Raw genomic sequence first — 22,609 nt, 5'->3', positions numbered from 1 at the left:
CGCCCCGATGCGGGGGCGCCCGTCCTCACATGTTTGAGAGGACAGGTGCTTCAGGACATGTTCAAGCGGACAGGACGCCGAGGCGCTTGCCGACGGCCGAGAAGGCCGCGATCGCGCGCTCGACGTGCTCGGGCTCGTGCCCGGCCGACAGCTGGACGCGGATCCGGGCCTGGTCCTTGGGCACGACGGGGTAGGAGAAGCCGACCACGTAGATGCCCTCTTCGAGCATCTGGGCCGCGAACTCGCCGGCCAGGCGGGCGTCGCCGAGCATGACGGGCACGATCGGGTGGACGCCGGGCTTGATGGCGAAGCCGGCGGCGGTCATGCCGGCGCGGAAGCGGCGGGTGTTGGCGCCCAGGCGGTCGCGCAGCTCGGAGCTGCCGGTCAGCAGGTCCATCACGGTCAGCGAGGCGGCGACGATCGAGGGCGCCAGCGAGTTGCTGAACAGGTAGGGCCGCGAGCGGTTGCGCAGGAGGGCGACGACCTCTTTGCTGGCCGCGACGAACCCGCCCGAGGCGCCGCCGAGGGCCTTGCCGAGGGTGCTGGTGATGATGTCGACGCGGCCGAACGCGCCGCCGTGCTCGTGGCTGCCGCGCCCGGTCGGGCCGACGAAGCCGGTGGCGTGGCTGTCGTCGACCATGACCATGGCGTCGTACTTCTCGGCGAGGTCGCAGATCTGGGCGACGCGGGCGATGTTGCCGTCCATGCTGAACACGCCGTCGGTGGCGACCAGGCGCAGGCGGGCCGACTGGGTGTCCTTCAGGATCGACTCGAGCTCCTCGAGGTTGTCGTTGGCGTAGCGGTGGCGCTGGGCCTTGCACAGGCGGATGCCGTCGATGATCGAGGCGTGGTTGAGGGCGTCGGAGATGATCGCGTCCTCGGGCCCGAGCAGGGTCTCGAACAGGCCGCCGTTGGCGTCGAAGCAGGACGAGTAGAGGATCGCGTCCTCGGTGCCGACGAAGCCGGCGAGCTGCTGCTCGAGCTCCTTGTGGCGGTCCTGGGTGCCGCAGATGAAGCGCACCGAGGACATGCCGTAGCCGCGGGCGTCGAGGGCGTCGCGGGCGGCGGCGATCACCGCGGGGTGGCTCGAGAGGCCGAGGTAGTTGTTGGCGCAGAAGTTGAGGACCGTGCGCCCGTTCACCGTGATCTCGGCGCCCTGCGGCGAGGCGATCACGCGCTCGTGCTTCGTCAGGCCGGCGCCGTCGATCTCGGCGAGGATGGCGGCGTAGTGGTCGCGGGCTTTGCTGTACATGCGGACAGGTCCTTCGGGTCAGGCGAACTTCGGGTCACTTGCCGGCGCGGGCGGCCAGCGCGGCGAGCTTGGGGGTGAGGTCGTCGCTCATCCTGGCCAGGTCCCAGGCCGGGCGCCAGTCCCAGTCGCGGCGGGCGCAGGCGTCGTCGAGCGCGCGCGGCCACGAGTCGAGGATGGCCTGGCGCGCGGGGTCCGGCGCGAAGGTGATGCGCGCGCCGGGGACGACGCGGGCGACCTCGTCGGCGATGTCCTGGGCGGTCGGCGAGAAGGCGGCGATGTTGTAGATGCAGCGGCCGAGCCGCTCACGCGGAGCGAGCGACAGCTCGACGAGGGCGCGCAGGGCGTCCGGCATGTACATCAGCGGGATCTGGCTGTCGGGGCGGCAGAAGGCCTCGTAGCCGCCGGTGCGCAGCGACTCGTAGTACATCAGGGGGGCGTAGTCGCTGGTGCCGCCGCCCGGCAGCACGGCCGACAGCAGGCCGGGGAAGCGGACGCCGCGGAAATCGAGGCCGTGGCGGCGACTGTAGTACTCGCCGAGCAACTCGCCGGCGACCTTGGTGACGCCGTACATGGTGGTCGGGCGCAGCGAGACGTCGTCGCCCACGAGCGGCGGGAGGCCGGGGCCGAACACGGCGATGGTGCTGGTGAAGATCACCTGGCGCACGCCGAACTTGCGCGCGGCCTCGAGGACGTGCAGCGTGCCGTCCTGGTTGACGGCGTAGGTGCGCAGCGGGTCGCGCTCGCCGGTGGCGCTGAGGATCGCGGCGAGGTGGTAGATGACGTCGGGGCGCAGCTCGGCGACGAGGGCGTCGACCTGCTCGGCGCGGGTGACGTCGAGGCTCGACCACGGGAGGCCGAGACCGGCGTCGCCGCTCGGCAGCGCGAGGTCGCTGGCGAACACCTGGTCGCCGCGCGAGCGCAGCGCCTGCAGGAGGTCGAGGCCGACCTGTCCGCCGGCGCCGGTGACGAGGACCTTGCGGCCCGAGGGGGTGTGGGGGCCGACGGGACCGTGGGATGCTGTCATGGGAGGACTGGCCGAGTTCCGCGCGCATGGTGGCAAATCGCGGCGCGCCGCCGCAAGCGGGGCGGGTCGGCGGAACCCCTGGCGAATCTCACACGTCGCGGACCCGCCGCCGCTCGCGACCGCGGACTGGTGCGGTCGATCGGTGCAGGCGGTTGCGCACCGTCTGTCCTTCGGGACATGTGTGCGACGGGCGCGAGCGCGCTCGCATCGAAGCTCGGACGAAGGAGGGGCGCGCGGCGGGCTCGACCGGAGGGCTGCAGGGACGCGAGGCGAGTGGGCCGGACCGAGAGAGGGCGAGTTCGCGGCTCGCTCACTCGCCGGACTGATTGACGAGGACGTAGGCGCCGTGGGTGGTGAGCACGGCGAGGTCGAGGCGATCGTCGCCGCCGAGGCGCCCAACCTGGAAGTCGATGGCGGTGCCGGCGAAGCTGCGCGAGGGGCCGGAGACGATCTTGCCCTCGGCGTAGGTGAAGATCTGGAGGGCCGCGGGGGCGAGGGCGAGGATGTTGTCGAATTCGTCGGTGGTGATTCGCGCGGCCACGAGCCGCAGCACGCCGGGCTCGGCGTCGATGGTGTCGCTCGCTTTCTCGAACTGGCCGCCGCCCTGATTGTTGAACACCTGCAGGGTGTTGCCGACGGGGTCGCTGAAGACGACGTTGGGCCACGGCGGGCCGCCGAATTCGCCGATGGCGAGCGCGCTGGCGTTGCCGGCGTTGCTGACGAAGGGGCCGAGGTCGGCGCCCTCGAAGCCGGGCTTGACCGAGAAGCCGGGATCGGGGCCGAGGTCGATCGAGTAGACGAGGTCGGCCTCGCCGTCGTCGTCGACGTCGGCGACTGCGACGTGACGCGGCGGGTGGTCGCAGTTGACCGTGTTCGGCTGGGTGAAGCCGAAGCCGTTGGCGAGGATGTAATAGACCTTGTGCCCGGCCTCGTCGGGGATGACGAGATCGGGCCGCGCATCGCCGTCGATGGGCGCGACGATGGCGGCCGCGAGGTCGCCGGCGTAGGGGATCTCGAGCGGCAGATCGAGGGTGCCGAGGAGGGCGAGGCTGACGAAGCCGGCGGTGTGGGCGGCGAGCAGGTCGGGGACCTGGTCTTCGTCCCAGTCGGCGATGAAGAGGCGCGCAGGGGCTCCGGGGAGCGGAATGGGCGCGACCTCGACGAAGCCGGCGTCGCCCTGGTGCCACACGCGGGCGCACGCCTGTCCCATCGAGCAGGTAGCGAAGCCGAGGACGAGGTCGTCGTCGCCGTCGCCGTCGAGGTCGCCGAGAGCGAGCGCGGCGGCGTCTTCGCTGCCCTCGATCGGTTGATCCCACGGGGCGAACAGCGGGCGACAGTTGGGCTCGCAGTCGTCACCGGCGATCTGGTTGCCGTCGTCGCACTGCTCGCCGGGCTCCTGGATGCCGTTGCCGCACGCAGGCGCGACGGCGGTGGTGCCGGGCGACGAAGTGGCTTCGTCGCCGCCGGTGCTGACGGGTGGGCCGCCGGTGGTGCCCTCGTCGCCGGTGGTGGCCGGGCCCGTATCGGCGCTCGAGGTCGCGTCTTCAGCGTGGCCGGGCAAGAACAGCGGGTTCGGGACGGAGCATGCGCTCGCCCCGGCGACGAGCACGAGCGAGCCCGCGATCCGACAATCCACCATGATCGCAGGATAGGTCAGCGCCGCGGCGCTCGTCCATGCGAGGCCGCGGGAGCGCGGGATTGCCCGCGTCTGCGATCAGGGGGCGACGTGATGCAACAAGAACGCGAGGGTGTCGGCCTCGCGGGCGATGGTCTGATGCAGCAGGTCTGCGCCGCCGTGACCAGCGTTCGACTCGATGCGCAGCCACGCAGGGCGCTTGCTGGCGTGCTGGATCTGGGCGGTGAACTTGCGGGCGTGCATGGGGTCGACGCGGTCGTCACTGTCGGCGGCGAGCATCAGCATCGCGGGGTATTTCGTTCCCACCGTCACATGATGGTAGGGCGAATACGGATAGATGAAGGCGAAATCGCGCGGGTCCTCGGGGTCGCCGTATTCGGGGATCCAGGTCTTGCCGGCCCCGAACTGGGTGTACCTGACCATGTCGAGCAGGGGCACCGCGCAGGCGACGGCGCGCACGAGCTCGGGGTGCTGCGTCATGGTGGCGCCGACGAGCAGGCCGCCGTTGCTGCCGCCGAGGATGGCGAGGCGCTCGTGACGGGTGTAGCCGCGTTCGACGAGCGCGCGCGCGGCCGCGGCGAAGTCGTCGAACACGTTCTGCTTGTGCTCGCGCATGCCGGCGCGGTGCCAGTCCTCGCCGTACTCGCCGCCGCCGCGCAGGTTGGGCACGGCGAACACGCCGCCGTGCTCGAGCCAGACGACGGCGCGGGCGGAGAAGGCGGGGGTCATGCTGACCGAGAAGCCGCCATAACCGGTGAGCAGGGCGGGGGCGTCGGCCGACAGCGGGAGGTCGCGCCGCCGCACCACGAACATGGAGATCGGGGTGCCGTCCTCGGAGGCGTAGCGGATCTGCTCGACGACGAAGCGGCTGGTGTCGACCGGGAGATCGATGCGCTGCCACAGGCGGGTGTCACCGGTGGCGATCGAGGTCTCGAAGATCTGGCTCGGCTCGGTGAAGGACGAGAAGCTGAAGTAAGCCCGATCTTCATCGGGGTTGCCGACGAGGCCGCCGGTGCTGCCGAGGCCGGGCAGCGGCAGCTCGCGCACGAAGCCGCCGTCGAGGCCGCGGACGACGACCGCGCTGTGAGCGTCGCGCAAGTACGACAGCACGAGCCGCTCCCCGACGACCTGCAGGCCCTCGAGGGTGGCCTCGTCCTCGGGCACGAGCAGCTTCCAGTCGGCGCGCGCGGGGCGGTGCGGGTCGACCTCGAACACGCGGTAGCGCGGGGCGCCCTCGTTGGTGTGGACGTAGAAGCGGTCGCGCCAGGCGGTGACGTCGTAGATGGCGCGCTGGCCGACGACGAGCGGGCGAAACTCTCGCTCGCCGGCGTGGAGGTCGCGGACGTAGACGTCGCTGCTGGTCCAGCCGTGCTGGTGGTGGAGGAACAACCACCGACCGTCGCGTGACAGGCCGACGCCGACGAACCGCGAGGGGTCGCCGGTGGCGGGGGCGACGATGCTGTCCTTCGAGGCAGGTTCGCCGACGCGGTGATAACGGACCTCGGCGCGACCGGGCAGCTCGGACGGCGGGATGCCGGGGTCGGTCGGCAGCCACACGTAATAAAAGCCGCTGCCGTCGGGGGTCCACGCGGGCGAGGCGTAGCGGGCGCCCTCGATGATGTCGCCGAGGTCGCGGCCGGTGGCGAGGTCGCGGAGGTAGAGGGTGGAGGCGTCGGCGTTGTTCTGGCTGAGCTTGTAGACGACGAGGCGGCCGCCGAAGTCAGGGAAGATGCCGTGGACGGCGACGCTGCCGTCAGGGCTGAGCTTGTTCGGATCGATCAACACCTCCTCGCGCCCCTGGTCGCCGCGGCGGAGGTAGTAGATCGGCTTCTGCACGCCCTTGTGGCGCCGGGTGTAGAAGTAGTTGCCGCCGCGGTGGTACGGCGCGGACATGGCGTCGATGTCGAGCAGCTCGCCGAGGCGGGTGGCGATGGCGTCGCGCCGCGGCAGCGCCTGCAGCCGCTCGCGCGCGTAGTCGTCTTGCGCGGCCATCCACGCCTTGACCTCCGGATCGCTTTCGACTTCGAGCCAGCGGTACGGGTCGGCGACGGGGGTGTCGTGGATGGTGTCGACGAGGTCCTGCCGGCGAGTGGCCGGCGGTGGGTCGTCGCAGGTCTCGCGCGCGCCGGGGAGCGCGGGCGCGGAGCCGGTTTCGGTGCAGGCGCCGAGGAGGGCGACGGTGACAGCGAACAGGGAGCTCCTGGCCATGCGCGGACGATAACATCAGCGCGGCGCGACGAGACAGGACAGGTCGCGTCTTATCCGCGCCTGCTCGGCGAGGTAGCGCGTGGCCAGGTCGGTGGCCTGGACCTCGCTCAAAGCCTGGCGGGCGAGCGTCAACAGCTCGGCCTTCTCGACCCGGAAGTGGCCGCGGACGACGTCGGCCAGGCCGGCGAGGCGGAACGACCACTTGTCGTCGCCGACCGGGAGCAGCTCGAGATCGTTCAGGCCGGCACGGATCCGCTCGAGCTCTCCGAGGCCCTCGACGACCCGCGTCCGGGCCCGCTCGTCGTGCAAGAGGAGGCCGTAAAGGACGGCCTCCTTGGCCCGCGCGTGGGCGGTCAGCTCGCAGACGAGGGCCGGCAAGAGCTCGCGCGCCGCGTCTTCCGAGGCGGCCTGGAGCGCGGCGAGGTGCGCGCTGACGGCCTCGTGGTCGCGCTCGAGGAGGTCCCAGATCGTCGGCCCGAACATCGCCGGGTGGTTATGCGGCGATCCGCAGGTCGGACCAGCGGGTGGCCATGAAGCTCCGCGCGGCGCGAGGTTACCGGTGCGCACCCGGGCGGCCCGACCGCCGCGAGTGACTTCGGCGCGGCCATCGCCGTGAACGAGAATGTCTTCGCGGGCATGTCCGATCGGTCATGTCGTCAAGATCGCGTTGATGCCGGCCGGGCCTTCGATCTCGGGTGGTCACGGTCACAGCGGCGGGTCGGTCGTGCGCCTCGACCGTGCGCCGCGTTCGGCCGCGGAACACGGTGCGTCCGCGTCACGGCGAGGGTTCGTCGACGACCGTCGAGAGCGTCACGCGCGTCGATGCTGACGGGTTCTTGATGGCGCACGGGCTGACCTCGACCCACCTTCTGATCGCGGATTGTCCGCGCGACTGGCCGCGCCGACGAACGGGATGTTCGCGGCGACAGCGGGAGAGTGCGCTCGTATGCGAATGCGTAGAATGTTCGAAGTGGGGACGACGGTCGCGCTGCTCGCCGGGTGCAACGGCGACCGCGCCGAGGTTTCGGCGAGCGAGAGCGGCTTCGGCGTGACGACCGAGGCCACTCAATCGCCGCCGCCGCTGCCGACGACGACGGACATGGAATCGTCGCAGTCGGCCGGGACGGGGACGACGTCCGCGGGCAGCGGCTCGGACAGCGCGTCCACCGGCGACGCGAGCACGAGCGGGGGCGAGACGGGCAGCACGAGCTCGGGGGAGCCGGCGGCGCCGTTCTGCGGCGACGGCAACGTCGACCCGGGCGAGGCGTGCGACGCGGGCGATCACAACGGCATCGGCATCGGCTGCGGCGTGGGCTGCGTGCTCGAGGTGTGCGGCGACGGCATGCCGGGCCCGGGCGAGGAGTGCGACTTCGGCTGGCTCAACGGGCCGGAGAGCGGCTGCTCCGCGCAGTGTCAGGTGATGCCGTCGGCGTGCGGGACCCAGTCGGCGGTGCCGGTGCTGGTGCCGCGCCCGGTCGACATCATCGTCGTGATCGACAACTCGGGCAGCATGGCGGCCGAGATCAAAGGGGTGCAGGACAACATCAACGACAACTTCGCCGAGATCTTGGCGGCGAGCGGGCTCGATTACCGCGTCATCCTCATCTCGCGCTACGGCAAGTACTCGTCGACGCAGGTGTGCATCGAGGCGCCGCTGTCGGGGATCCCCAAGGGCGGCTGCACCAATCCGCCGAGCCAGCCGATCAACAACCCGGGCAAGTTCTATCATTACAGCGTGGAGATCGACAGCACCGACTCGTGGTGCCGCATGCTCGACACGTTCAACGGGGCCCAGCAGGACCTCTTCAAGTTCGCGCCGAAGGGCTGGCAGGCGTGGCTGCGCCCGGAGGCGTTCAAGATCATGGTCGAGGTGTCGGACGACCGCGTGGTCTGCTCGCACGGCAACGACCACTACAACGACAACAACACGATCGCCGGCGGGGCCAACGCGGCCGAGAAGTTCGACGCGAAGCTGCGCGAGCTGTCGCCGCTGCACTTCGGGCCGACGCCCGAGACCCGCAACTACAGCTATTACAGCATCGTCGGGCTGTCGTTCAACGATCCGGCGGATGACCCGTATTCGGCGGAGGACCCGATCGTGACGACCAAATGCCCGAGCGGGGTCAACGGCGGGATCGGTCACCAGAGCCTGTCGGTGGCGACGGGGGCGCTGCGCTTCCCGCTGTGCGACACGAACACCTACGACGCGCTGTTCCAGGCGCTGGCCGGCGGGGTGATCGCCGACGCGACCATCGCGTGCGACTTCGCCATCCCGCCGCCGCCGGAGGGCAAGGAGCTCGACGAGGACTCGGTGGTGGTCAAGTTCACGCCGATGGAAGCGATGGAGGCCGAGGTGTTCAAGCAGGTGCCGGCCGCGGACGGGTGCGGACCGGGCTCGTTCTACCTCGACGACGGCAAGGTGGTGCTGTGCCCCGAGACTTGCGTCGCGGTCCAGAACGACAAGGAGGCCGAGATCGAGGTCGAGTTCAAGTGCGCGCCGATCGATCCGGGCTGAGGCGGCTTGCCTGGCCGCCGGGCCGCGAGTATTGTCCCCCCGTCATGCGCGCCGCGATCCGCCTGCGCTCCGTCCGCGCCCTCCAGGTGCGCGGCGGCGTGCTCGTCGGTCGCGGTTGAGCGTCCTGTCCTTCGCGCCATCCGGGTGCAGCCGATCTTCGCGGATCGAGGCCGCGCCGGCCCGGGTGGCGCTTCGCGTTTGCGACGGCGCGGCCGGACAGGCAGCCATGAAGACCACGCTCATCATCGAAATCCGGGCCGCCGAGGGCGGCGACGACGCCAAGTTGCTCGTGCACGAGCAGTTCGCGGTGTACCAGAAGCTGGCCGTGCGGGAGCGCCTTTGACCTCGAGGTGATCGACGCGCGCCCGGGGTTCCTGTGCTTCAAGGCGACCGGCGGCGCGGCGCGGCGGTGGTTCGCGGACGAGGCGGGCGGTCATCGCTGGCAGCGGGTGCCGCCGACCGAGAAGCGCGGCCGCGTCCACTCGAGCACGGTGACGGTGGTGGTGCTCGAGCCGGCGGCGGCGATGGCGGTGGAGATCCGTCCGGAGGACCTCGAGGAGGATTTCTGCCGCGGCAGCGGCAAAGGCGGACAGCACCGCAACAAGACCTCGACGGCGGTGCACCTGCGCCACAAGCCGAGCGGTCACCACGTGCGCGTCGACGGCGGTCGCAGCCAGAGCATCAACCGCGAGACGGCGCTCGAGCTGTTGCGCGCGCGGCTGGCGGCGGAGCGCCGCGAGGCCGAGCGCGCGGGTCGCTGCGCGGAACGCAAGGCCCAGGCCGGCAGCGGCATGCGCGGCGACAAGATCCGGACGATCCAGGTCCAGGGCGATGTCGTGGTCGACCACCGGCGCGACACGCGAATGACGTACCGCCGGTTCGCGCGGGGCTTTCTCGAGGACCTCGATCCGAACGCGGCGTCGCGCGAGCACGAGTAAGCGGCGAGAGGACGCGAGGGCTGAAGAGCCGCCGGGTCGCTCGCCGGGAGTGAGTGACTCGTTCGGCGCGCGCCGGCGAGTGACTTGTTCGGCGCGCGCCGCGGGTCACTCGGGCTCGGGCTCGGTGGTCACTCGTGCTCGCGGGTCACTCGGGCTCGGGCTCTTCGCTGCGGAAGGGCAGGTACTCTTCCAGCTCGCGCATCTGTTCGTGCGCGGCGACCGACTCCTCGGCGAGGAAGCGGCCGACGGCCGAGGCCAGGCCCGGGTGGCGGAACCAGTGGCTGCTGTACGTGCGCGCCGGCGCGAAGCCTCGCAGCAGCTTGTGCTCGCCCTGCGCTCCGGCCTCGAAGCGCGGGGTCTTGCGGGCGATGCAGCGCTCGATCGCCGCGTAGTAGGCGGCCTCGAAGTGGAGGAACGGGACGTTCTCGTCGCAGCCCCAGTAGCGGCCGAACAGCGCCGCGTCGGTCTCGAAGTAGAGGGTGCCGGCGATGGTCCGGCCGCCGCGACGGGCCCGGGCCCACAGCATCTGCTCGGGCATGGCCTTGTGGACATGGTCGAAGAAACCTGTCTGAAGGTAGTCGAGGCCGCCGTAGGCGCGCACGGTGCTGCGGTAGTAGCGGTCGATGTCGACCAGGTCCTCGGGGCCGAGGTCGGGGCCGCGGACCCACTCGAGCTCGTCGACGCCTTCGCGGGCCCGGGCGCGCTCCTTGCGGAGCTGCTTGCGCCTTCGCGAGGTCATGGTGGCGAGGAAAGCCTCGAAGTCGGCGTAGCCCTCGTTGTGCCAGTGGTACTGGTAGCTGGCGCGGCGCATGAACTCGAGCGCGGCCAGCTCGTCGTGCTCGCGCGCCGTCGTGAACAGCCAGTGGATCGACCAACAGCGCTCGGCCTCCGCGACGTCGCGCACGCCGGCGACCAGGCGAGGCACGATCTCGTCGCGCGCGCAGTCGGGGGCGATCAGCATGCGGGGACCGGTGGCCGGGGTCATCGGCGCGGCGATCACCAGCTTGGGGTAGTAGCGCAGGCCGCCTTGCACGGCCGCCCGCGCCCACGCCCAGTCGAAGATGAACTCGCCGTAGCTGTGGCGCTTGACGTACGTGGGCGCCGCACCGACCAGGCGCGGCGCCGACCCTGCGCCGGCGGCGCCGTGTTGCTCGACGAGCACGTAGATCGGCCGCCAACCCGGCTCGTCGCCGACGGAGCCCGACAGCTCGAGCGCCCGCAGGAACCCGTGCTTTAGAAAGGGGCAGCCCTCGTGAGCGAGCGCGTCCCATGACGCGGCGTCGACGCTCGCCAAGCTTGTGACGGTGCGGCTCGTCAGATCCGGCACGTGACTCGTGTACGCTAGCACAGGTCAGCCTGCGGGCGGGGTGGAAAGCCCCGGCGCGAGGGCTACACTAGGTTGCCAGCAGCATGTCCAGCCGTGAGAAATCCAGCCCCAAGGGCAGTGTTGCGCTGAAGAGTCGCACGGAGCGCAAGACGCAGCGCCCACGGATGTACCGCGTCCTGCTCCACAACGACGACTACACGCCGATGGAGTTCGTCGTCCGCCTGCTTCAGACCGTGTTTCACAGGACCGAAGCCGAAGCCACGGTGATCATGTTGCACGTGCACAACCATGGCATCGGCGTCGCCGGCGTCTACACCCACGAGATCGCCGAGACGAAGGTCGCCCAGGTACACATGCTCGCGCGCCAACAAGAGTGCCCCTTGATGGCGTCGATGGAGCCCGAGGAAGACCCCGATGCTGAGCAATGAACTCAAGCAGACGATAAACCACGCGATCGCCGACACCCAGCGGCGGCGCCACGAGTACATCACGCTCGAGCACCTGCTGCTCGCGCTGCTCGACGACGCCAGCGCGCGCAAGGTGCTCCAGGCCTGCAGCGCCGACGTCGACAAGATGCGCGGCGAGCTCGAGGGCTTCATCGAGCAGAACGTCGAGCGCCTGCCCGACGACGCCGAGGCCACGGTGCATCAGACGATCGGCGTCGGCCGCGTGCTGCAGCGCGCGATCCTCCACGTGCAGGGCTCCGGCCGCACTGAGGTCACCGGCGCCAACCTGCTGATCGCGATCTTCGCCGAGAGCGAGAGCTTCGCCGCCTACGTGCTGCGCGAGCACGGCGTGACCCGCCGCGACGCGACCCTGTTCCTGTCGCACGGGATCGGCAAGGGATCGAGCGAGCGCGCGCCGCAGGGCCGCCCGGCGCCGAACCCGGTCGGCGGCGAAGAGGACGACGACGAGCGCGTGGCGGGCGATCCGCTCGGCGCGTACTGCGTCGACCTCAGCGCCAAGGCGGCGGCAGGCAAGATCGAGCTCCTGATCGGCCGCACGCAGGAGATCCAGCGCGTGGTCCAGGTGCTGTGTCGGCGGCGCAAGAACAACCCGGTGCTGGTCGGCGAGCCGGGCGTCGGCAAGACGGCGGTGGTCGAGGGCCTGGCGCTGCGCATCCACGAGGGCCAGGTGCCGGCGGCGCTGCTGGACGCCAAGCTGTACGCGCTCGACATGGGCGCCGTGCTCGCCGGGACCAAATTCCGCGGCCAGTTCGAGGAGCGGCTCAAGGCGGTGATCGCCGCCCTGCAGAAGGATCCGGGCGCGATCCTCTTCATCGACGAGATCCACACCATCGTCGGCGCCGGCGCGACGTCCGGCGGGACGATGGACGCCAGCAACATGCTCAAGCCGGCGCTGGCGTCGGGTGAGCTGCGCTGCATCGGCGCGACCACGTACAAGGACTTCAAGCAGTCGTTCGAGCGCGACGCGGCGCTGGCGCGGCGGTTCCAGAAGGTCGAGATCCTGGAGCCGAGCGTCGACGACACGATCGACATCCTCAAGGGCCTGCGGCCGGCCTACGAGGAGCACCACGCGGTGAGCTACAACGACGAGGCGATCGAGCTGTGCGCTCGCCTGGCGCACAAGTACCTGCGCGACCGGCACCTGCCCGACTCGGCGATCGACGTGATGGACGAGACCGGCGCCGCGGTGCGCCTGGCCGCGCCGCCGCCGCCGCCTGCCCCGGCGCAGTCGCTGCAAGTCACGTTCAACCCCGGGCGGCCGGCCCCGTCGCCGCCGAGGGTCGCGGTGGGCGCCAGCGACGTCGAGGCGGTCATCGCCCGCATGGCGCGGATCCCCCCGAAGTCGGTGTCGACCTCCGACCGCGAGGTGCTGCAGACGCTCGAGAAGGGCCTGCGCAACCTGGTCTTCGGGCAAGACGAGGCGGTGGCCACGGTCACCGCCGCGATCAAGCGCTCGCGCGCCGGCCTCGGCCGGGTCGACAAGCCGATCGGCAGCTTCCTGTTCGCCGGGCCGACCGGCGTCGGCAAGACCGAGCTCGCCAAGCAGCTCGCGGGTCAGCTGGCGGTCCCGCTGCTGCGCTTCGACATGAGCGAGTACATGGAGAAGCACAGCGTCAGCCGCCTGATCGGCGCGCCGCCGGGGTACGTCGGCTTCGATCAGGGCGGCCTCTTGACCGACGCGGTCAGCAAGAACCCGCACAGCGTGGTGATCCTCGACGAGATCGAGAAGGCCCACCCCGACCTGTTCGCGATCCTGCTGCAGGTGATGGACCACGCGACGCTGACCGACAACAACGGCCGCAAGACCGACTTCCGCAACGTCATCCTCATCATGACGAGCAACGCCGGCGCGACCGACATGACGACCCGCCAGGTCGGCTTCGCCGAGCGCGAGGGCACGCGGGTCGGCGACCCGAAGGCGGCGCTCGAGCGCACGTTCAGCCCCGAGTTCCGCAACCGGCTCGACCGCATCGTCGTGTTCAAGTCGCTGCCGCCGGAGGTCATCCTGCAGGTCGCCGACAAGATGCTGCGCGAGCTGCAGCTGCAGCTGGCCGACCGCAAGGTCACGTTCAGCTTCGCCGAGGCGGCCCGGGCGTGGGTCGCGCGCAAGGGCTACGACAAGCTGTACGGGGCGCGGCCGATGGCCCGCCTGCTCGACGAGGAGATCAAGGCCAAGCTGGTCGACGAGCTGCTGTTCGGCCAGCTCGAGCACGGCGGCCACGTGACGGTCGAGGTCGGCGCGGACGACACACTGACGTTCCGCTTCGACCCGCCCGCGCCGGAGACGACGCCCGCGCCGGAGGCGAAGACGCCGGCCAAGCCCGAGTCGCTGCTCAACTGAGGTGAGGCGTGTCGATGCGCACCTGGCTCATGGGCCAGGTGCGCATCGCCGTTTCGGCGGGGCGATAAGATGTCCGAAGGGACAGGTTCATCCGAGCGCCGAACCTGTCCCATGCATCGTATGACCGTGTCAGCCGGGCCGGCGCGACGACCAGCCGAGCATGAGCGGCGGGACGGCCGGGCTGGTGGTGGTGAAGCGGCGACCTGGCTGTTCGACCATGTCGGGCCAGATCTTGCAGCCGTTGGCGTAGGTGTACTCGCGCACGACCTCGAGCACGAGGCCGGCCCGCAGCTGGGCGCCGAGGATGTCGGCGACGCCCCAGGAGAACTCGTGGGTGGCGTGCGGGTTCTTGAAGTCGACCTCGCCCTCGAGGAAGCCGGACGGCGCCAGCGCGGTCCCGGAGGCCGCGACGTAGTCGCCGATGCCGGCCTCGCCGACCACGTGCGCGCCGCCGCTGTACGGGTAGGTGAGGCGGCCCTGGTCGTACATCATCGCCAGCGGGTGGAACTCGAGGCCGACGACGCGACCGCCGGGCTTCAGGACCCCCGCGAGCGCGGCGAACAGCGCGTCGAGGTCGGACATCCAGAGCAGCGCGCCGTAGGTCATGAAGACGACGTCGAACTCCGGTTCCTGCGCCGGCAGCCAGTCGTAGAGGTCGGCGACGGCGAAGCGGGCCGGGATGCCGGTCTCCTCGGCCAGCGTCTGCGCGGCGGCGATCGCCGTCGGGCTGATGTCGACGCCGGTGACCTCCGCGCCGAGCTGCGCCAGCGACAGGGTGTCCTGGCCGGCATTGCACGCGCCGTGCAGCAGGCGCAGGCCGCTCAGCGGGCGCGCGCCGGACTTGCGGATGTCCTCCAGGACATGGCCTTCGGGACCTGTACCGAGGACCAGGTGCACCTCGTCGTCGAACAGGGTGGTGCCGCCGCCGCGGAGGAACCCGGCCTGGTCGTGCTTGTGGCTGCTGTGCGCGGGAGTGGCGGCGTCCCAGGCGAGGCGGTTGTGCTGGTGGAGGTCGCGTCGGATCACGGCCCGACCGGCATTACCATGACTTGTCGCGGCTCGCCCGGGGCGGCCTCGGCCAGCAGCTCGGCCAGCAGCTCGGCGTGCGGCAGGGGGTCGGGCAGGGCGGCCAGCGAGCGGAAGCCGAGGCGGTCGTACAGGCGGAGGGCCCAGGCGGCCCGGCAGAACGCGACCAGGGACAGGTGGCTGCACTGCGGGTCGGCGCGCGCGGCCGCCAGCACCTGATCGGCCAGCAGGCGCCCGCTGCCGCGGCCCTGGCGGTCGCGGCGGACGGCGATCTCCTCGAGGTGCATGTATGGGCCGCGCGGGTAGTAGCTGACGTAGCCGATCGCTTCGTCGCCGTCGCGCGCCAGCAACAGAGTGGTCTGACCGATCAGGGCCCGCATGTCGGCGAGGCCGCGGGCGACGATCGCAGCGCGCGAGAAGCCGGCCGCGTAATAGAGGTCGGTGGCCGAGCGCTCGATCTCCTGCAGCGCCGGCAGGTCGTGGGCGGTGGCGGGGCTGAGCACCAGCATCGGCAGCTCACGACCTTACGCCAGCCTCGCGGCGGTGCCCAGCGGCTTGTGCCCACCCCGCCGGCGGGCTAGTGTCGGCCGCGCGGATGCGGGCGCGCGCTGGTCGGGCGCCGGAGCCGCCGCGCAGGGCTTCGACGAGGCTGACGTTTGGTGATGGCCCCTCTTTCTCCCCCGCGCGCGCCGCTGGTGTTGGTCGCTCTCGGGGCGGCGGTGATCAGCGTGACGGCGCTGTTCGTCAAGTGGATCGCGCTCGGGCCGGCGGCGATCGGGGCTTACCGCTGCGGGCTCGGGGCGGCCGCTCTGCTGCCGCTGGCGTGGCTGTCCTCGCGGACAGGTCCGAACGGACAGGCCGTGCGCCGCGGCCCGGCGACCGCGTGGGCGGCTCTGGCCGGCGCGTGCTTCGCCGGCGACCTGTTCGTGTGGCACAAGAGCATCCTGTACTCGGGCACCGGTCTGGCGACGCTGCTGGCCAACACGCAGGTGTTCTGGGTCGCGCTGTTCTCGGCGCTGCTGCTCGGCGAGCGGCTGACGCGGCGGCTCGGGGTGTGCGCGCTGCTGGCCTTGATCGGCACGGCGATGCTGGCGCTGCCGGGGCTGGAGCGCAGCCCGGTCCACCTGCAGGGCGTGTTGCTGGGCCTGCTGACGGGTGTGTTCTACGCCGGTTATTACCTGTCCTTGCGGACAGCCCAGCGCGGCGAGCGGCCGCTCGGGGTCGCGGCGGCACTGTTCGTGTCGAGCGCGACGGCGGCGGCGCTGCTGGTGCTGGCGGCGCTGGCGACCGGCGAGCCGCTGGCGGTGGCGAGCTCCAGCGACTTCGGCCTGTTGCTGCTGCTCGGGGTCGGCGCGCACGTGGGCGGCTGGGCGCTCATCTCGCGCGGCATGCCGCACGTGCCGGCCGCGAGCGGCTCGCTGCTGCTGCTCCTGCAGCCGGTGCTGGCCACGCTGTGGGGCGTGCTGGTGTTCGCCGAGCCGTTCGGGATGGTCGAGGCCGCTGGCACGGCGCTGTCGCTGGCGGCCATCTACGCGGCCAGCGTGTCGCGTACGCCCGCGCGTCCTTGACCGCCCCCCGGCCGCGCGCTACGGCTGTGAAATGGGAGTCATCGTCATCGCCTGCTACCGCCCCCTCCCCGGTCGCGCCGAGGAGCTGCTCGAGCTCCTGCGCGGCCACCTGCCGGTGCTGCGCGCCCAGGACCTGGCCACCGAGCGCGAGCCGATCGTGATGCGCGCGAACGACGGCACCATCCTCGAGGTGTTCGAGTGGGCCTCCGAGGACGCAGCCCGCCGCGCCCACGAGAACCCGGTGGTGCAACAGCTGTGGCAGCAGCTCGAGGGCGTGTGCCAGCTGATCGCGCCGGGGGAGGTGGCCGAGCTGGGGCGGCCGTTCGCGCGCTTCCGGCCGGTCGACCTGGCGTAAAGGGCATGTCGTGAAGGACATGGCGCCCGGGACATGCCCTGGAGGACATGTCCCGAGGTGCGACCTCACTGGACGGTGAAGGTCGGCGAGGTGCCCGTGATCGGGGTGAAGGTGGCGAACAGCGACCTGGCGTCGCCGTTGTAGACGATGCGGTAGGTGCCGGGCACGACGTCGTCGGGGAGTTTCCACTCGACGTCGACCTCGGAGGTCGGGCTCAGCGCGCCGCCGGTGCGCCGCCAGCGGAACCGCGTCTCGGGGTCCCAGTCGTGGGCGACGACGGTCCAGGTGCCGCCGTCGTCGCGCTGGACCTCGAGGTAGCCGGTGCCGGTGCGCAGGTTGTTGCGAGGGTGCGCGCCGCGGAAGGTGACCTTGACCAGGTCGCCCGGCCCGGCGCTGGCGGGCGGCGGGGTGACGACGTCGCCGAACTTGTCGAACGGGCACAGGATGGCGTCGAGCAGGGCGCACGGCGAGTCGGCGACGACGCCGGGGACGTTGAGGATCTGGTCGTCGCTGAGGTCGAGCGGGACGGCCTTGTGTGGCGCCTGGACGCCGTCGCGCAGCGCCTCGGCGACCTGCGAGAACTCCTGCTGCCAGGCGGCGAGGGTCCACGGGCCGAACTGCGTGAACGCGCCCTCGTAGTGCTGGACGGCGTACTCCTCGCGGGTGGTGACGTAGCTCGAGTAGCCGTTCGAGAGCCCGGCGACCACGGCCCGGGTGACGCCGGTGCCGGCGAGCGCGTCGAGCACGGAGTGGCGCAGCCTTCGGCCGGAGATCGTGGTGACCTCGAAGGGCGCGGGCAGGATGGCGAGGCTGCCGAGGCGCAGCACCTGGGCCGGCAAGATCGTCGGCGACCAGGGATACGGGAGCATGCGGCCGACCGGCAGCAAGATGGTCTTCTCCTCGTGACAGGCCTGGTCCTCGGGCACGAGCGTGACCTTGGGCAGGTCGCCGTAGACGATGCCCTCCTCGATGAAGGCGACGGCGACGCCGTCCTCGGCGCCGGCGGCGATCGAGAAGCCGATCGCGGCGTGACAGGTGGTGTGCTCGTCGTCGCCGGTGAACTCGGGGCCGATCGTGACGTCCTCCATGTCGACGAAGGCGAGCCGCCCGGCCGCCGGCCCGCGCAGGTGCTCGGCCGCGGCGTCGAACAGCTCGAGCGCGCGCTCGTACTGCCAGGTGCCATGGACGACGGCGTTGCCGAGGTCGTCGCAGGCAGGGTCGGGGCTGTCGTCGCACGGGCGCACGACCGTGTTCTTCGGCTCGCCGACGATGACCTCGCTCGGCGAGACGTCGCCGGCGTCGCTCTGGGCGAAGGCGGCGACGAATGGGTCGGGCGCGGTGTAGTCGGCGCCGAAGTGCTTCTCCATGAAGTAGGAGGCGAGGCCCTTGTGATCGCCGCTGACGAGGCGGTTCTGGTTGGACACGCTGGTCGCGTGGCTGGAGAACCAGGTCAGCATGCCGATCGGCTGGCCGTCGAGCTCGCCCTCGCCGGTGCGCTCGAACCGGAGCACGGTCATCGCCGTGTTGGTGTCGCGCATCATCTCGGCCTCGTGGGCGGCCCGCTCGGGGTCGGGGTTCTCGGCGTAGGCCTGCGGGCTGCGGTTCCAATTGGCGTCCTGCAGCGGGCCCTGGGCGATCTTGACGACGCCGTGATCGAGGCCGGCGTCGGCGGCCTCGATGGCGTCGACGATGCCGGCGACGATGACCTCGAAGTTGTCGGGGTCGTAGCCGCCGACGGCCAGGTTGAACATGGTGTAGTGGGAGAAGCCGCCGAGGCCCGAGTGGGTGTGCGTGGCCGAGAGGGCGATGTTGTCGAAGTCGTAGCGGTCGGCGCCGAGCTTGGCCTTGAGCCGCTTGACGACCTCGAGGTGGACGCCCTGGAACACCTGGCCGAGGTCGGCGCTGACGAAGGCGATCCGGGTGCCGCTGCACGGGTGCTCGACGACAAAGGCGCGGGCCCACAGCCGCGTGCTGATGCCCTCGGCCTTCTGCTCGGGCATCGAGTAGCCCATCATCACCAGCTCGGCGGACGGGCCGGTGATGTCGCGGATCGCCGCGCCGACGCGGTAGTGGGGCGACTGGTCGCAGGTGAGCTCGCCGCCGGTGGTGGTGCCCTCGGTGGTCGGGGCGGCGGTGGTGCCGGTCGAGGCGCTGTCGCTGTCGCTGCCGCCGCTGGTGGTCGTCGGCGCTGCGGTGTCGCTCAGGCCCTCGGACGCGGCCGTCGGGGAGGACGTCGGCCCGGTGGTCGTGCTGCTGCTGTCGGTGGCCGTCGCCCCGGTGGTGGTGCCGGTGTCGTCGCCGCAAGCGGCGAGGGCGAAGAAGACAGGCAAGGTGAGGGCAGGGCGCATCTCGCCATGGTACCGCGCAGGCAGGGCGGCGCGGAGTGAGGTCGCGCAGCCTCGCCGGACCTCAGGCGACTTGGGGCCACGGGCTGGCGAGCTCGGGCAAATGGAAGCCGGCGCCGCGGGCCTGGGTGCGGGCCTGGGCGATCGCCTCCGACCATGTCCCGCAGACCAGGTAGGGACACGGCATCGGCCGGATCAGGAAGATCGTCGCCAGCAAGAAGCGAAAGCCGGTCGACTGGCTGATCATGGTCGCGCCGAGGCAGAACTGCCGCGCGGTGTCCTCGGTGTCCTTGATCCAGCGACCAATCCGCTCGGTGTGCGAGCGGTTGCGGGCGTACTGGCCGATCCATATGACGCTGACGTACGGCTCGCGGCGATCGTGAACCTCGGCCATGCGGCCGATGTACGCCTCGACGTCGTCCAGGCTCAGGTCGCCGTCGAAGCTCGAGAGGACGAGCGGGGCGTGCGAGAGGTCGAGCGTGATGGCCATGGGAGCGCCCACATTGTGCGTGGGCGGGGCGCTCGCGCTCGTGGCCCGGCGCGCCGGCGCGGTGGCGCCGAGGAGCCGCGGCCGCGAGGTCGATGCGCTGCCGCGATCATGGTGGACTTGAGGCCCGTCGCGCCTGCGGATGACCCGGGCCCTGCAAAAGCGAAGGGCCGCGCCGTTCGCTCCAGCGAGCAGGCGGACGCGGGCGACCTGCGCAAGGTCCGCTGCGGCGAGGACCGTGAGGGTCGACGGGGACATGTCTCGAGAGACAGATGAGCGCCCCGCGTGGGTGAAGGACCGTGAAGGATGCGCGGTGGTCGGCGGAGCGCGACGAGAGCGACCTCGTTGCGGGCTCGATCTGGACCTGACCGAACGGACAGCCGGCGATGCACCACCGGGGCGAACGGCGGCGCAGCGGCCCGAGCGGGGTCGCGGCCGTCTGGCGAGCTCGACCGTGGTCGTGCCGCAGCGCGACGAAATTGCAGCGACCGCTGGCGCGACCGGACGATGGCATCCATGGTCTCGGCGGAGACCCACGATGGAGAATTCGAGCTCATGCGTGCGTGGCGCAGACACGGTCTGCGCGCAGAATGTCGGCCAGAGCGAGCGCGCCGCTTCGCTGCTCGCTGGGGCCTGGATGGTCGCGTGGGGGCTGGTGCGGGCGCGCCGGTGGCCGCTTTCGTTGGTGGTCGCGCTGGCCGGAGGCTCGCTCATGCGCCGCGGCGTGACAGGTCAGAGCATGTTTTACCGGGCGATGCAGATCGACACCGAGCGGCCCGGGGCCCCGTATCCCGGCGTCGATCCCGGCCGGGCCGTGGTGGCCGAGGCCGCGGTGACGATCGATCGGCCGGTCGGTGAGGTGTACGCGTTCTGGCGTCACCTCCAGAACCTGCCGCAGTTCATGGCCGACATGATCCGCGTGTCGCGACTCGAGCGCGGCGGCTGGAGCTGGATGGCCGAGGGGCCGTTCGGCCGGCCGGTCGAGGTCGAAGTCGAGATCACGCAGGACGTCGAGGGGCAGCGGATCGGCTGGCGCTCGCGTGAAGGCGCGGTGCGGGCCTGCGAGGGCTGCGTCGAGTTCCATGCGACATCCTCGGGCGGCACCGAGGTGTGGGTGCGGCTGTATCACGAGCCGATGGCCGGCGACCTCGGTGCATGGGTCGCGCGCCTCGTCGGCCGCGACTCGCAGCGGGCGCTGTGCCGCGATCTCGCGCGCCTCAAGCAGATCCTCGAGTGGCGCAGCGAGCATGTCGTGGCACGAGGCGAGGTCAGCGAGCAAGCCGGCGAGGAAGCGACGTCGCCCGCCCTGACGCAGGAGCAGCGGGTCGACGAGGAGCGCCGCGCGTCGTTCCAGGACCGGGTCGACTTCGAGTCGGACGAGTCCTTCCCCGCCAGCGATCCGCCGGGCCGCTACTGACGGTCTTGAAGACCGAACGAGAGATGAAGGCGCGACGCGGTCGCGCCTCCATCTCTTTCTTCGTTTAAAAGACATGGTTCAGCGGAGAGAGGCGCGCGCTCGCGCCAAGGGGTGGCGTGATTGAGCCGGCGGGCCGGTGGGGTCGGCGAGGGTCCGCGACCTATGATGATTGTCGGGAGTCGCGATCTTTTTTTTATGCACCGAGCTTGACAGGCTCCGCGCGCCGCTGGTACTGTTGAGGCCATTCATGAGGTAAGCGCCATGCGTCCCGTCCAAGACATCCTTCTCTGCACGATCCCCCAGACTCTCACCGCCGAACCGAATATGCCGGCCGTGGAGCTGCCGGCGGACCATGCAGCCGATCGGCAGACCGATCGCGCGGGGTTGTCTGGACGAGGTTTCCAGCGCTTTCTCAAGAGTCTCGCCTGATCCGCGACCGCAGGGCGGTCCGATCCGAGAATCCGAGAGCGGCCCCGCGGCGTCGGTCGGCGTCTCGACCGCGATGGATGTCGCGGTCGCCTTGATCCGAATCGCAAGACGAGTCGCCGCGATTGTGCGGTGATTCGGCGAATGTCGTGACATGTCCGTTCGGACATGTCGCCCATTCGTCGAATCGATCGTCGGGCTGCGCGGATCGGCGGACCGCCGGCGGCTGACGGGCGTTCGTCGCCGCGGGTGAGTAGCGACGCGGGGACGCGTCGAAAACGGGGTCGTAGCTCAGTCGGGAGAGCGCCTGCTTCGCACGCAGGAGGTCGTCGGTTCGAGTCCGACCTTCTCCATCGAGATCCATGTCGTTTGTTCCGGGCTCGTAGCTCAGCTGGGAGAGCGCCGCGCTGGCAGCGCGGAGGTCGCGGGTTCGAACCCCGCCCTGTCCATCGAGGAGGTGTGTATGCGTACGATCGAGGCCAATTTGAACGACCGGACGGTGGACCACTGCATCCGGATCGCCATGACCGAGCATCGGCTCGGCGAGCTGTGCATCCGCGCGGGCGACCAGGTTCGTCTCGTCGGCGAGGACATGGAGGTCGAGGCGAAGGTCGAGTTCCGGGCGAGCGGGGCGGTGGCGGTGCCGACGTGGAGCACGCTCACCTACGTCGATTGAGTCCACGTTCGTGACACGCGAGCGGTGAGAGGGGGAGGAGAGCCATGCAAGCGCTTATCAAGAACCACTATGACACCTTGTGTACCCGCCCGGAGCGGGGCCCCGATTTTTACCTGGCGCGGCATCTTCGGCGGAAGGCGCTGCGCAACGGTGACGGGCGTCTGGGCCGGTTCCGGGACATGAGCAAGTTCATCAAGGCGTCCGTCGCCGACGTGATTCGAGGCCGGCTCGACCCGTGCTTCACGCGGGAGTTCCGCTTCTACGAGTGGAACGTGCTGACCTTCTGCGCGTACTGCAACGCGCGGTTGAACCGGCGCAGCGTGACCCGGGACCACGTGATCCCGCGCTCGCGCGGCGGGAGCAACGAGCCGGACAACCTGGTGCCGTGCTGCCGGCCCTGCAACGCGCGCAAGAGCAACAAGCCGCTGTGGAAGTTCTTGCTCGAGCGCGAGCTGCCGCAGGCGGCGTGAATGAGCGGCGAGGTGAGCGGGCGGAGGCGATGCTTCCGCCCGCTCTTGTTTTTGTGGTGAAGGCGACGCGAGCGGTGTTCGCTCGCGCTCGCATTTCTGCGGGTCGCAACGCTGCGAGCCGGCGTCGCCTG

The 22,609-nt window shown here is 70.8% G+C and carries 19 protein-coding genes and 2 tRNA genes; 11 read left to right on the top strand and 10 right to left on the bottom strand.

The genetic code is table 11. The annotated features are described in order from the left end of the window. Nucleotides 1-61: 61 nt before the first annotated feature. The 5 genes from kbl to POL25_RS41045 all read right to left on the bottom strand — a co-directional run bounded on the left by kbl (nt 62) and on the right by POL25_RS41045 (nt 6,603). Entirely contained in the window at nt 62-1,252 is a 1,191-nt protein-coding gene (gene kbl / locus POL25_RS41065) for a glycine C-acetyltransferase (protein WP_272091887.1), read from the bottom strand. A 34-nt stretch (nt 1,253-1,286) separates the two neighbouring features. Beyond that, nucleotides 1,287-2,276: an NAD-dependent epimerase/dehydratase family protein gene (locus POL25_RS41060; protein ID WP_272091886.1), complete on the bottom strand. Its 990-nt coding sequence runs from the start codon at nt 2,274-2,276 to the stop codon at nt 1,287-1,289. 310 nt (nt 2,277-2,586) lie between these two features. Beyond that, entirely contained in the window at nt 2,587-3,915 is a 1,329-nt protein-coding gene (locus POL25_RS41055; protein ID WP_272091885.1) for an FG-GAP-like repeat-containing protein, read from the bottom strand. Nucleotides 3,916-3,990: 75 nt separating this feature from the next. Then, nucleotides 3,991-6,120: a prolyl oligopeptidase family serine peptidase gene (locus POL25_RS41050; protein WP_272091884.1), complete on the bottom strand. Its 2,130-nt coding sequence runs from the start codon at nt 6,118-6,120 to the stop codon at nt 3,991-3,993. A 15-nt stretch (nt 6,121-6,135) separates the two neighbouring features. Then, nucleotides 6,136-6,603: a hemerythrin domain-containing protein gene (locus POL25_RS41045; protein WP_272091883.1), complete on the bottom strand. Its 468-nt coding sequence runs from the start codon at nt 6,601-6,603 to the stop codon at nt 6,136-6,138. Between the two features lie 487 nt (nt 6,604-7,090). On the opposite strand from POL25_RS41045, the gene POL25_RS41040 reads away from it, so the two are divergent. Then, the gene (locus tag POL25_RS41040) at nt 7,091-8,635 is read left to right on the top strand and encodes a hypothetical protein (protein WP_272091882.1); all 1,545 of its coding nucleotides are present in this window, start codon (nt 7,091-7,093) and stop codon (nt 8,633-8,635) included. 350 nt (nt 8,636-8,985) lie between these two features. After that, complete coding sequence (locus POL25_RS41035; protein WP_272091881.1) at nt 8,986-9,573, top strand: peptide chain release factor-like protein; 588 nt, start codon at nt 8,986-8,988, stop codon at nt 9,571-9,573. A gap of 145 nt (nt 9,574-9,718) precedes the next feature. Here POL25_RS41035 and POL25_RS41030 read toward each other — a convergent pair whose 3' ends face one another. Beyond that, on the bottom strand, nt 9,719-10,867 hold the full coding sequence (locus POL25_RS41030) for a GNAT family N-acetyltransferase (protein ID WP_272091880.1): 1,149 nt from the start codon (nt 10,865-10,867) through the stop codon (nt 9,719-9,721). Between the two features lie 116 nt (nt 10,868-10,983). On the opposite strand from POL25_RS41030, the gene clpS reads away from it, so the two are divergent. Both clpS and clpA read left to right on the top strand, forming a co-directional pair. Further along, on the top strand, nt 10,984-11,328 hold the full coding sequence (gene clpS / locus POL25_RS41025; RefSeq protein ID WP_272091879.1) for an ATP-dependent Clp protease adapter ClpS: 345 nt from the start codon (nt 10,984-10,986) through the stop codon (nt 11,326-11,328). Continuing rightward, nucleotides 11,315-13,708 carry an ATP-dependent Clp protease ATP-binding subunit ClpA gene (clpA, locus tag POL25_RS41020; protein ID WP_272091878.1) on the top strand — a complete coding sequence of 798 codons (2,394 nt, stop codon included), beginning with the start codon at nt 11,315-11,317 and terminating at the stop codon, nt 13,706-13,708. The genes clpS and clpA overlap by 14 nt, the downstream gene beginning before the upstream one ends. 129 nt (nt 13,709-13,837) lie before the next feature. Here the strand turns inward: clpA and POL25_RS41015 are convergent, their stop codons facing one another. Continuing rightward, nucleotides 13,838-14,731, bottom strand: coding sequence for a class I SAM-dependent methyltransferase (locus POL25_RS41015; RefSeq protein ID WP_373372150.1), 894 nt, complete (start codon nt 14,729-14,731; stop codon nt 13,838-13,840). Next, nucleotides 14,731-15,243 (bottom strand): GNAT family N-acetyltransferase, encoded by a 513-nt coding sequence (locus tag POL25_RS41010; RefSeq protein WP_272091876.1) that lies wholly within the window; start codon nt 15,241-15,243, stop codon nt 14,731-14,733. The genes POL25_RS41015 and POL25_RS41010 overlap by 1 nt, the downstream gene beginning before the upstream one ends. A 153-nt stretch (nt 15,244-15,396) precedes the next feature. On the opposite strand from POL25_RS41010, the gene POL25_RS41005 reads away from it, so the two are divergent. Beyond that, complete coding sequence (locus tag POL25_RS41005) at nt 15,397-16,302, top strand: DMT family transporter (protein WP_272091875.1); 906 nt, start codon at nt 15,397-15,399, stop codon at nt 16,300-16,302. A gap of 31 nt (nt 16,303-16,333) precedes the next feature. Beyond that, a complete protein-coding gene (locus POL25_RS41000; RefSeq protein WP_272091874.1) occupies nt 16,334-16,657 on the top strand; it encodes a putative quinol monooxygenase in 324 nt (107 codons plus the stop codon). Nucleotides 16,658-16,722: 65 nt separating this feature from the next. Here POL25_RS41000 and POL25_RS40995 read toward each other — a convergent pair whose 3' ends face one another. Beyond that, nucleotides 16,723-19,005 (bottom strand): neutral/alkaline ceramidase, encoded by a 2,283-nt coding sequence (locus POL25_RS40995; protein WP_272091873.1) that lies wholly within the window; start codon nt 19,003-19,005, stop codon nt 16,723-16,725. 61 nt (nt 19,006-19,066) lie between these two features. Further along, on the bottom strand, nt 19,067-19,492 hold the full coding sequence (locus tag POL25_RS40990; protein WP_272091872.1) for a hypothetical protein: 426 nt from the start codon (nt 19,490-19,492) through the stop codon (nt 19,067-19,069). Nucleotides 19,493-20,048: 556 nt separating this feature from the next. Between POL25_RS40990 and POL25_RS40985 the strand changes: the two genes are divergently transcribed. From POL25_RS40985 to POL25_RS40965, 5 genes are all read left to right on the top strand, one after another. Beyond that, a complete protein-coding gene (locus POL25_RS40985; RefSeq protein WP_272091871.1) occupies nt 20,049-20,906 on the top strand; it encodes a YgaP-like transmembrane domain in 858 nt (285 codons plus the stop codon). 706 nt (nt 20,907-21,612) lie between these two features. Further along, nucleotides 21,613-21,685: transfer RNA gene (locus POL25_RS40980), tRNA-Ala, on the top strand. 29 nt (nt 21,686-21,714) lie between these two features. Continuing rightward, nucleotides 21,715-21,781, top strand: a tRNA-Ala gene (locus POL25_RS40975). A 14-nt stretch (nt 21,782-21,795) separates the two neighbouring features. Then, entirely contained in the window at nt 21,796-22,008 is a 213-nt protein-coding gene (locus POL25_RS40970; RefSeq protein ID WP_272091870.1) for a hypothetical protein, read from the top strand. A gap of 44 nt (nt 22,009-22,052) precedes the next feature. After that, nucleotides 22,053-22,478: an HNH endonuclease gene (locus tag POL25_RS40965; RefSeq protein ID WP_272091869.1), complete on the top strand. Its 426-nt coding sequence runs from the start codon at nt 22,053-22,055 to the stop codon at nt 22,476-22,478. The last annotated feature ends 131 nt before the right edge of the window (nt 22,479-22,609 follow it).

The sequence above is a fragment of the Nannocystis bainbridge genome (assembly GCF_028368995.1).
Taxonomy (GTDB): Bacteria; Myxococcota_A; Polyangia; order Nannocystales; family Nannocystaceae; genus Nannocystis; species Nannocystis bainbridge.
Note: the sequence above shows the minus strand (reverse complement) of the source record. Positions and strands in the feature narration are given on the sequence as shown.

What these genes read in the sequence shown, in the direction of transcription:
- kbl (WP_272091887.1), bottom strand. Translation starts at nt 1,252, where the DNA reads ATGTACAGCAAAGCCCGCGACCACTACGCCGCCATCCTCGCCGAGATC.
- POL25_RS41060 (WP_272091886.1), bottom strand. Translation starts at nt 2,276, where the DNA reads ATGACAGCATCCCACGGTCCCGTCGGCCCCCACACCCCCTCGGGCCGC.
- POL25_RS41055 (WP_272091885.1), bottom strand. Translation starts at nt 3,915, where the DNA reads ATGGTGGATTGTCGGATCGCGGGCTCGCTCGTGCTCGTCGCCGGGGCG.
- POL25_RS41050 (WP_272091884.1), bottom strand. Translation starts at nt 6,120, where the DNA reads ATGGCCAGGAGCTCCCTGTTCGCTGTCACCGTCGCCCTCCTCGGCGCC.
- POL25_RS41045 (WP_272091883.1), bottom strand. Translation starts at nt 6,603, where the DNA reads ATGTTCGGGCCGACGATCTGGGACCTCCTCGAGCGCGACCACGAGGCC.
- clpS (WP_272091879.1), top strand. Translation starts at nt 10,984, where the DNA reads ATGTCCAGCCGTGAGAAATCCAGCCCCAAGGGCAGTGTTGCGCTGAAG.
- clpA (WP_272091878.1), top strand. Translation starts at nt 11,315, where the DNA reads ATGCTGAGCAATGAACTCAAGCAGACGATAAACCACGCGATCGCCGAC.
- POL25_RS41010 (WP_272091876.1), bottom strand. Translation starts at nt 15,243, where the DNA reads ATGCTGGTGCTCAGCCCCGCCACCGCCCACGACCTGCCGGCGCTGCAG.
- POL25_RS41005 (WP_272091875.1), top strand. Translation starts at nt 15,397, where the DNA reads ATGGCCCCTCTTTCTCCCCCGCGCGCGCCGCTGGTGTTGGTCGCTCTC.
- POL25_RS41000 (WP_272091874.1), top strand. Translation starts at nt 16,334, where the DNA reads ATGGGAGTCATCGTCATCGCCTGCTACCGCCCCCTCCCCGGTCGCGCC.
- POL25_RS40995 (WP_272091873.1), bottom strand. Translation starts at nt 19,005, where the DNA reads ATGCGCCCTGCCCTCACCTTGCCTGTCTTCTTCGCCCTCGCCGCTTGC.
- POL25_RS40990 (WP_272091872.1), bottom strand. Translation starts at nt 19,492, where the DNA reads ATGGCCATCACGCTCGACCTCTCGCACGCCCCGCTCGTCCTCTCGAGC.
- POL25_RS40970 (WP_272091870.1), top strand. Translation starts at nt 21,796, where the DNA reads ATGCGTACGATCGAGGCCAATTTGAACGACCGGACGGTGGACCACTGC.
- POL25_RS40965 (WP_272091869.1), top strand. Translation starts at nt 22,053, where the DNA reads ATGCAAGCGCTTATCAAGAACCACTATGACACCTTGTGTACCCGCCCG.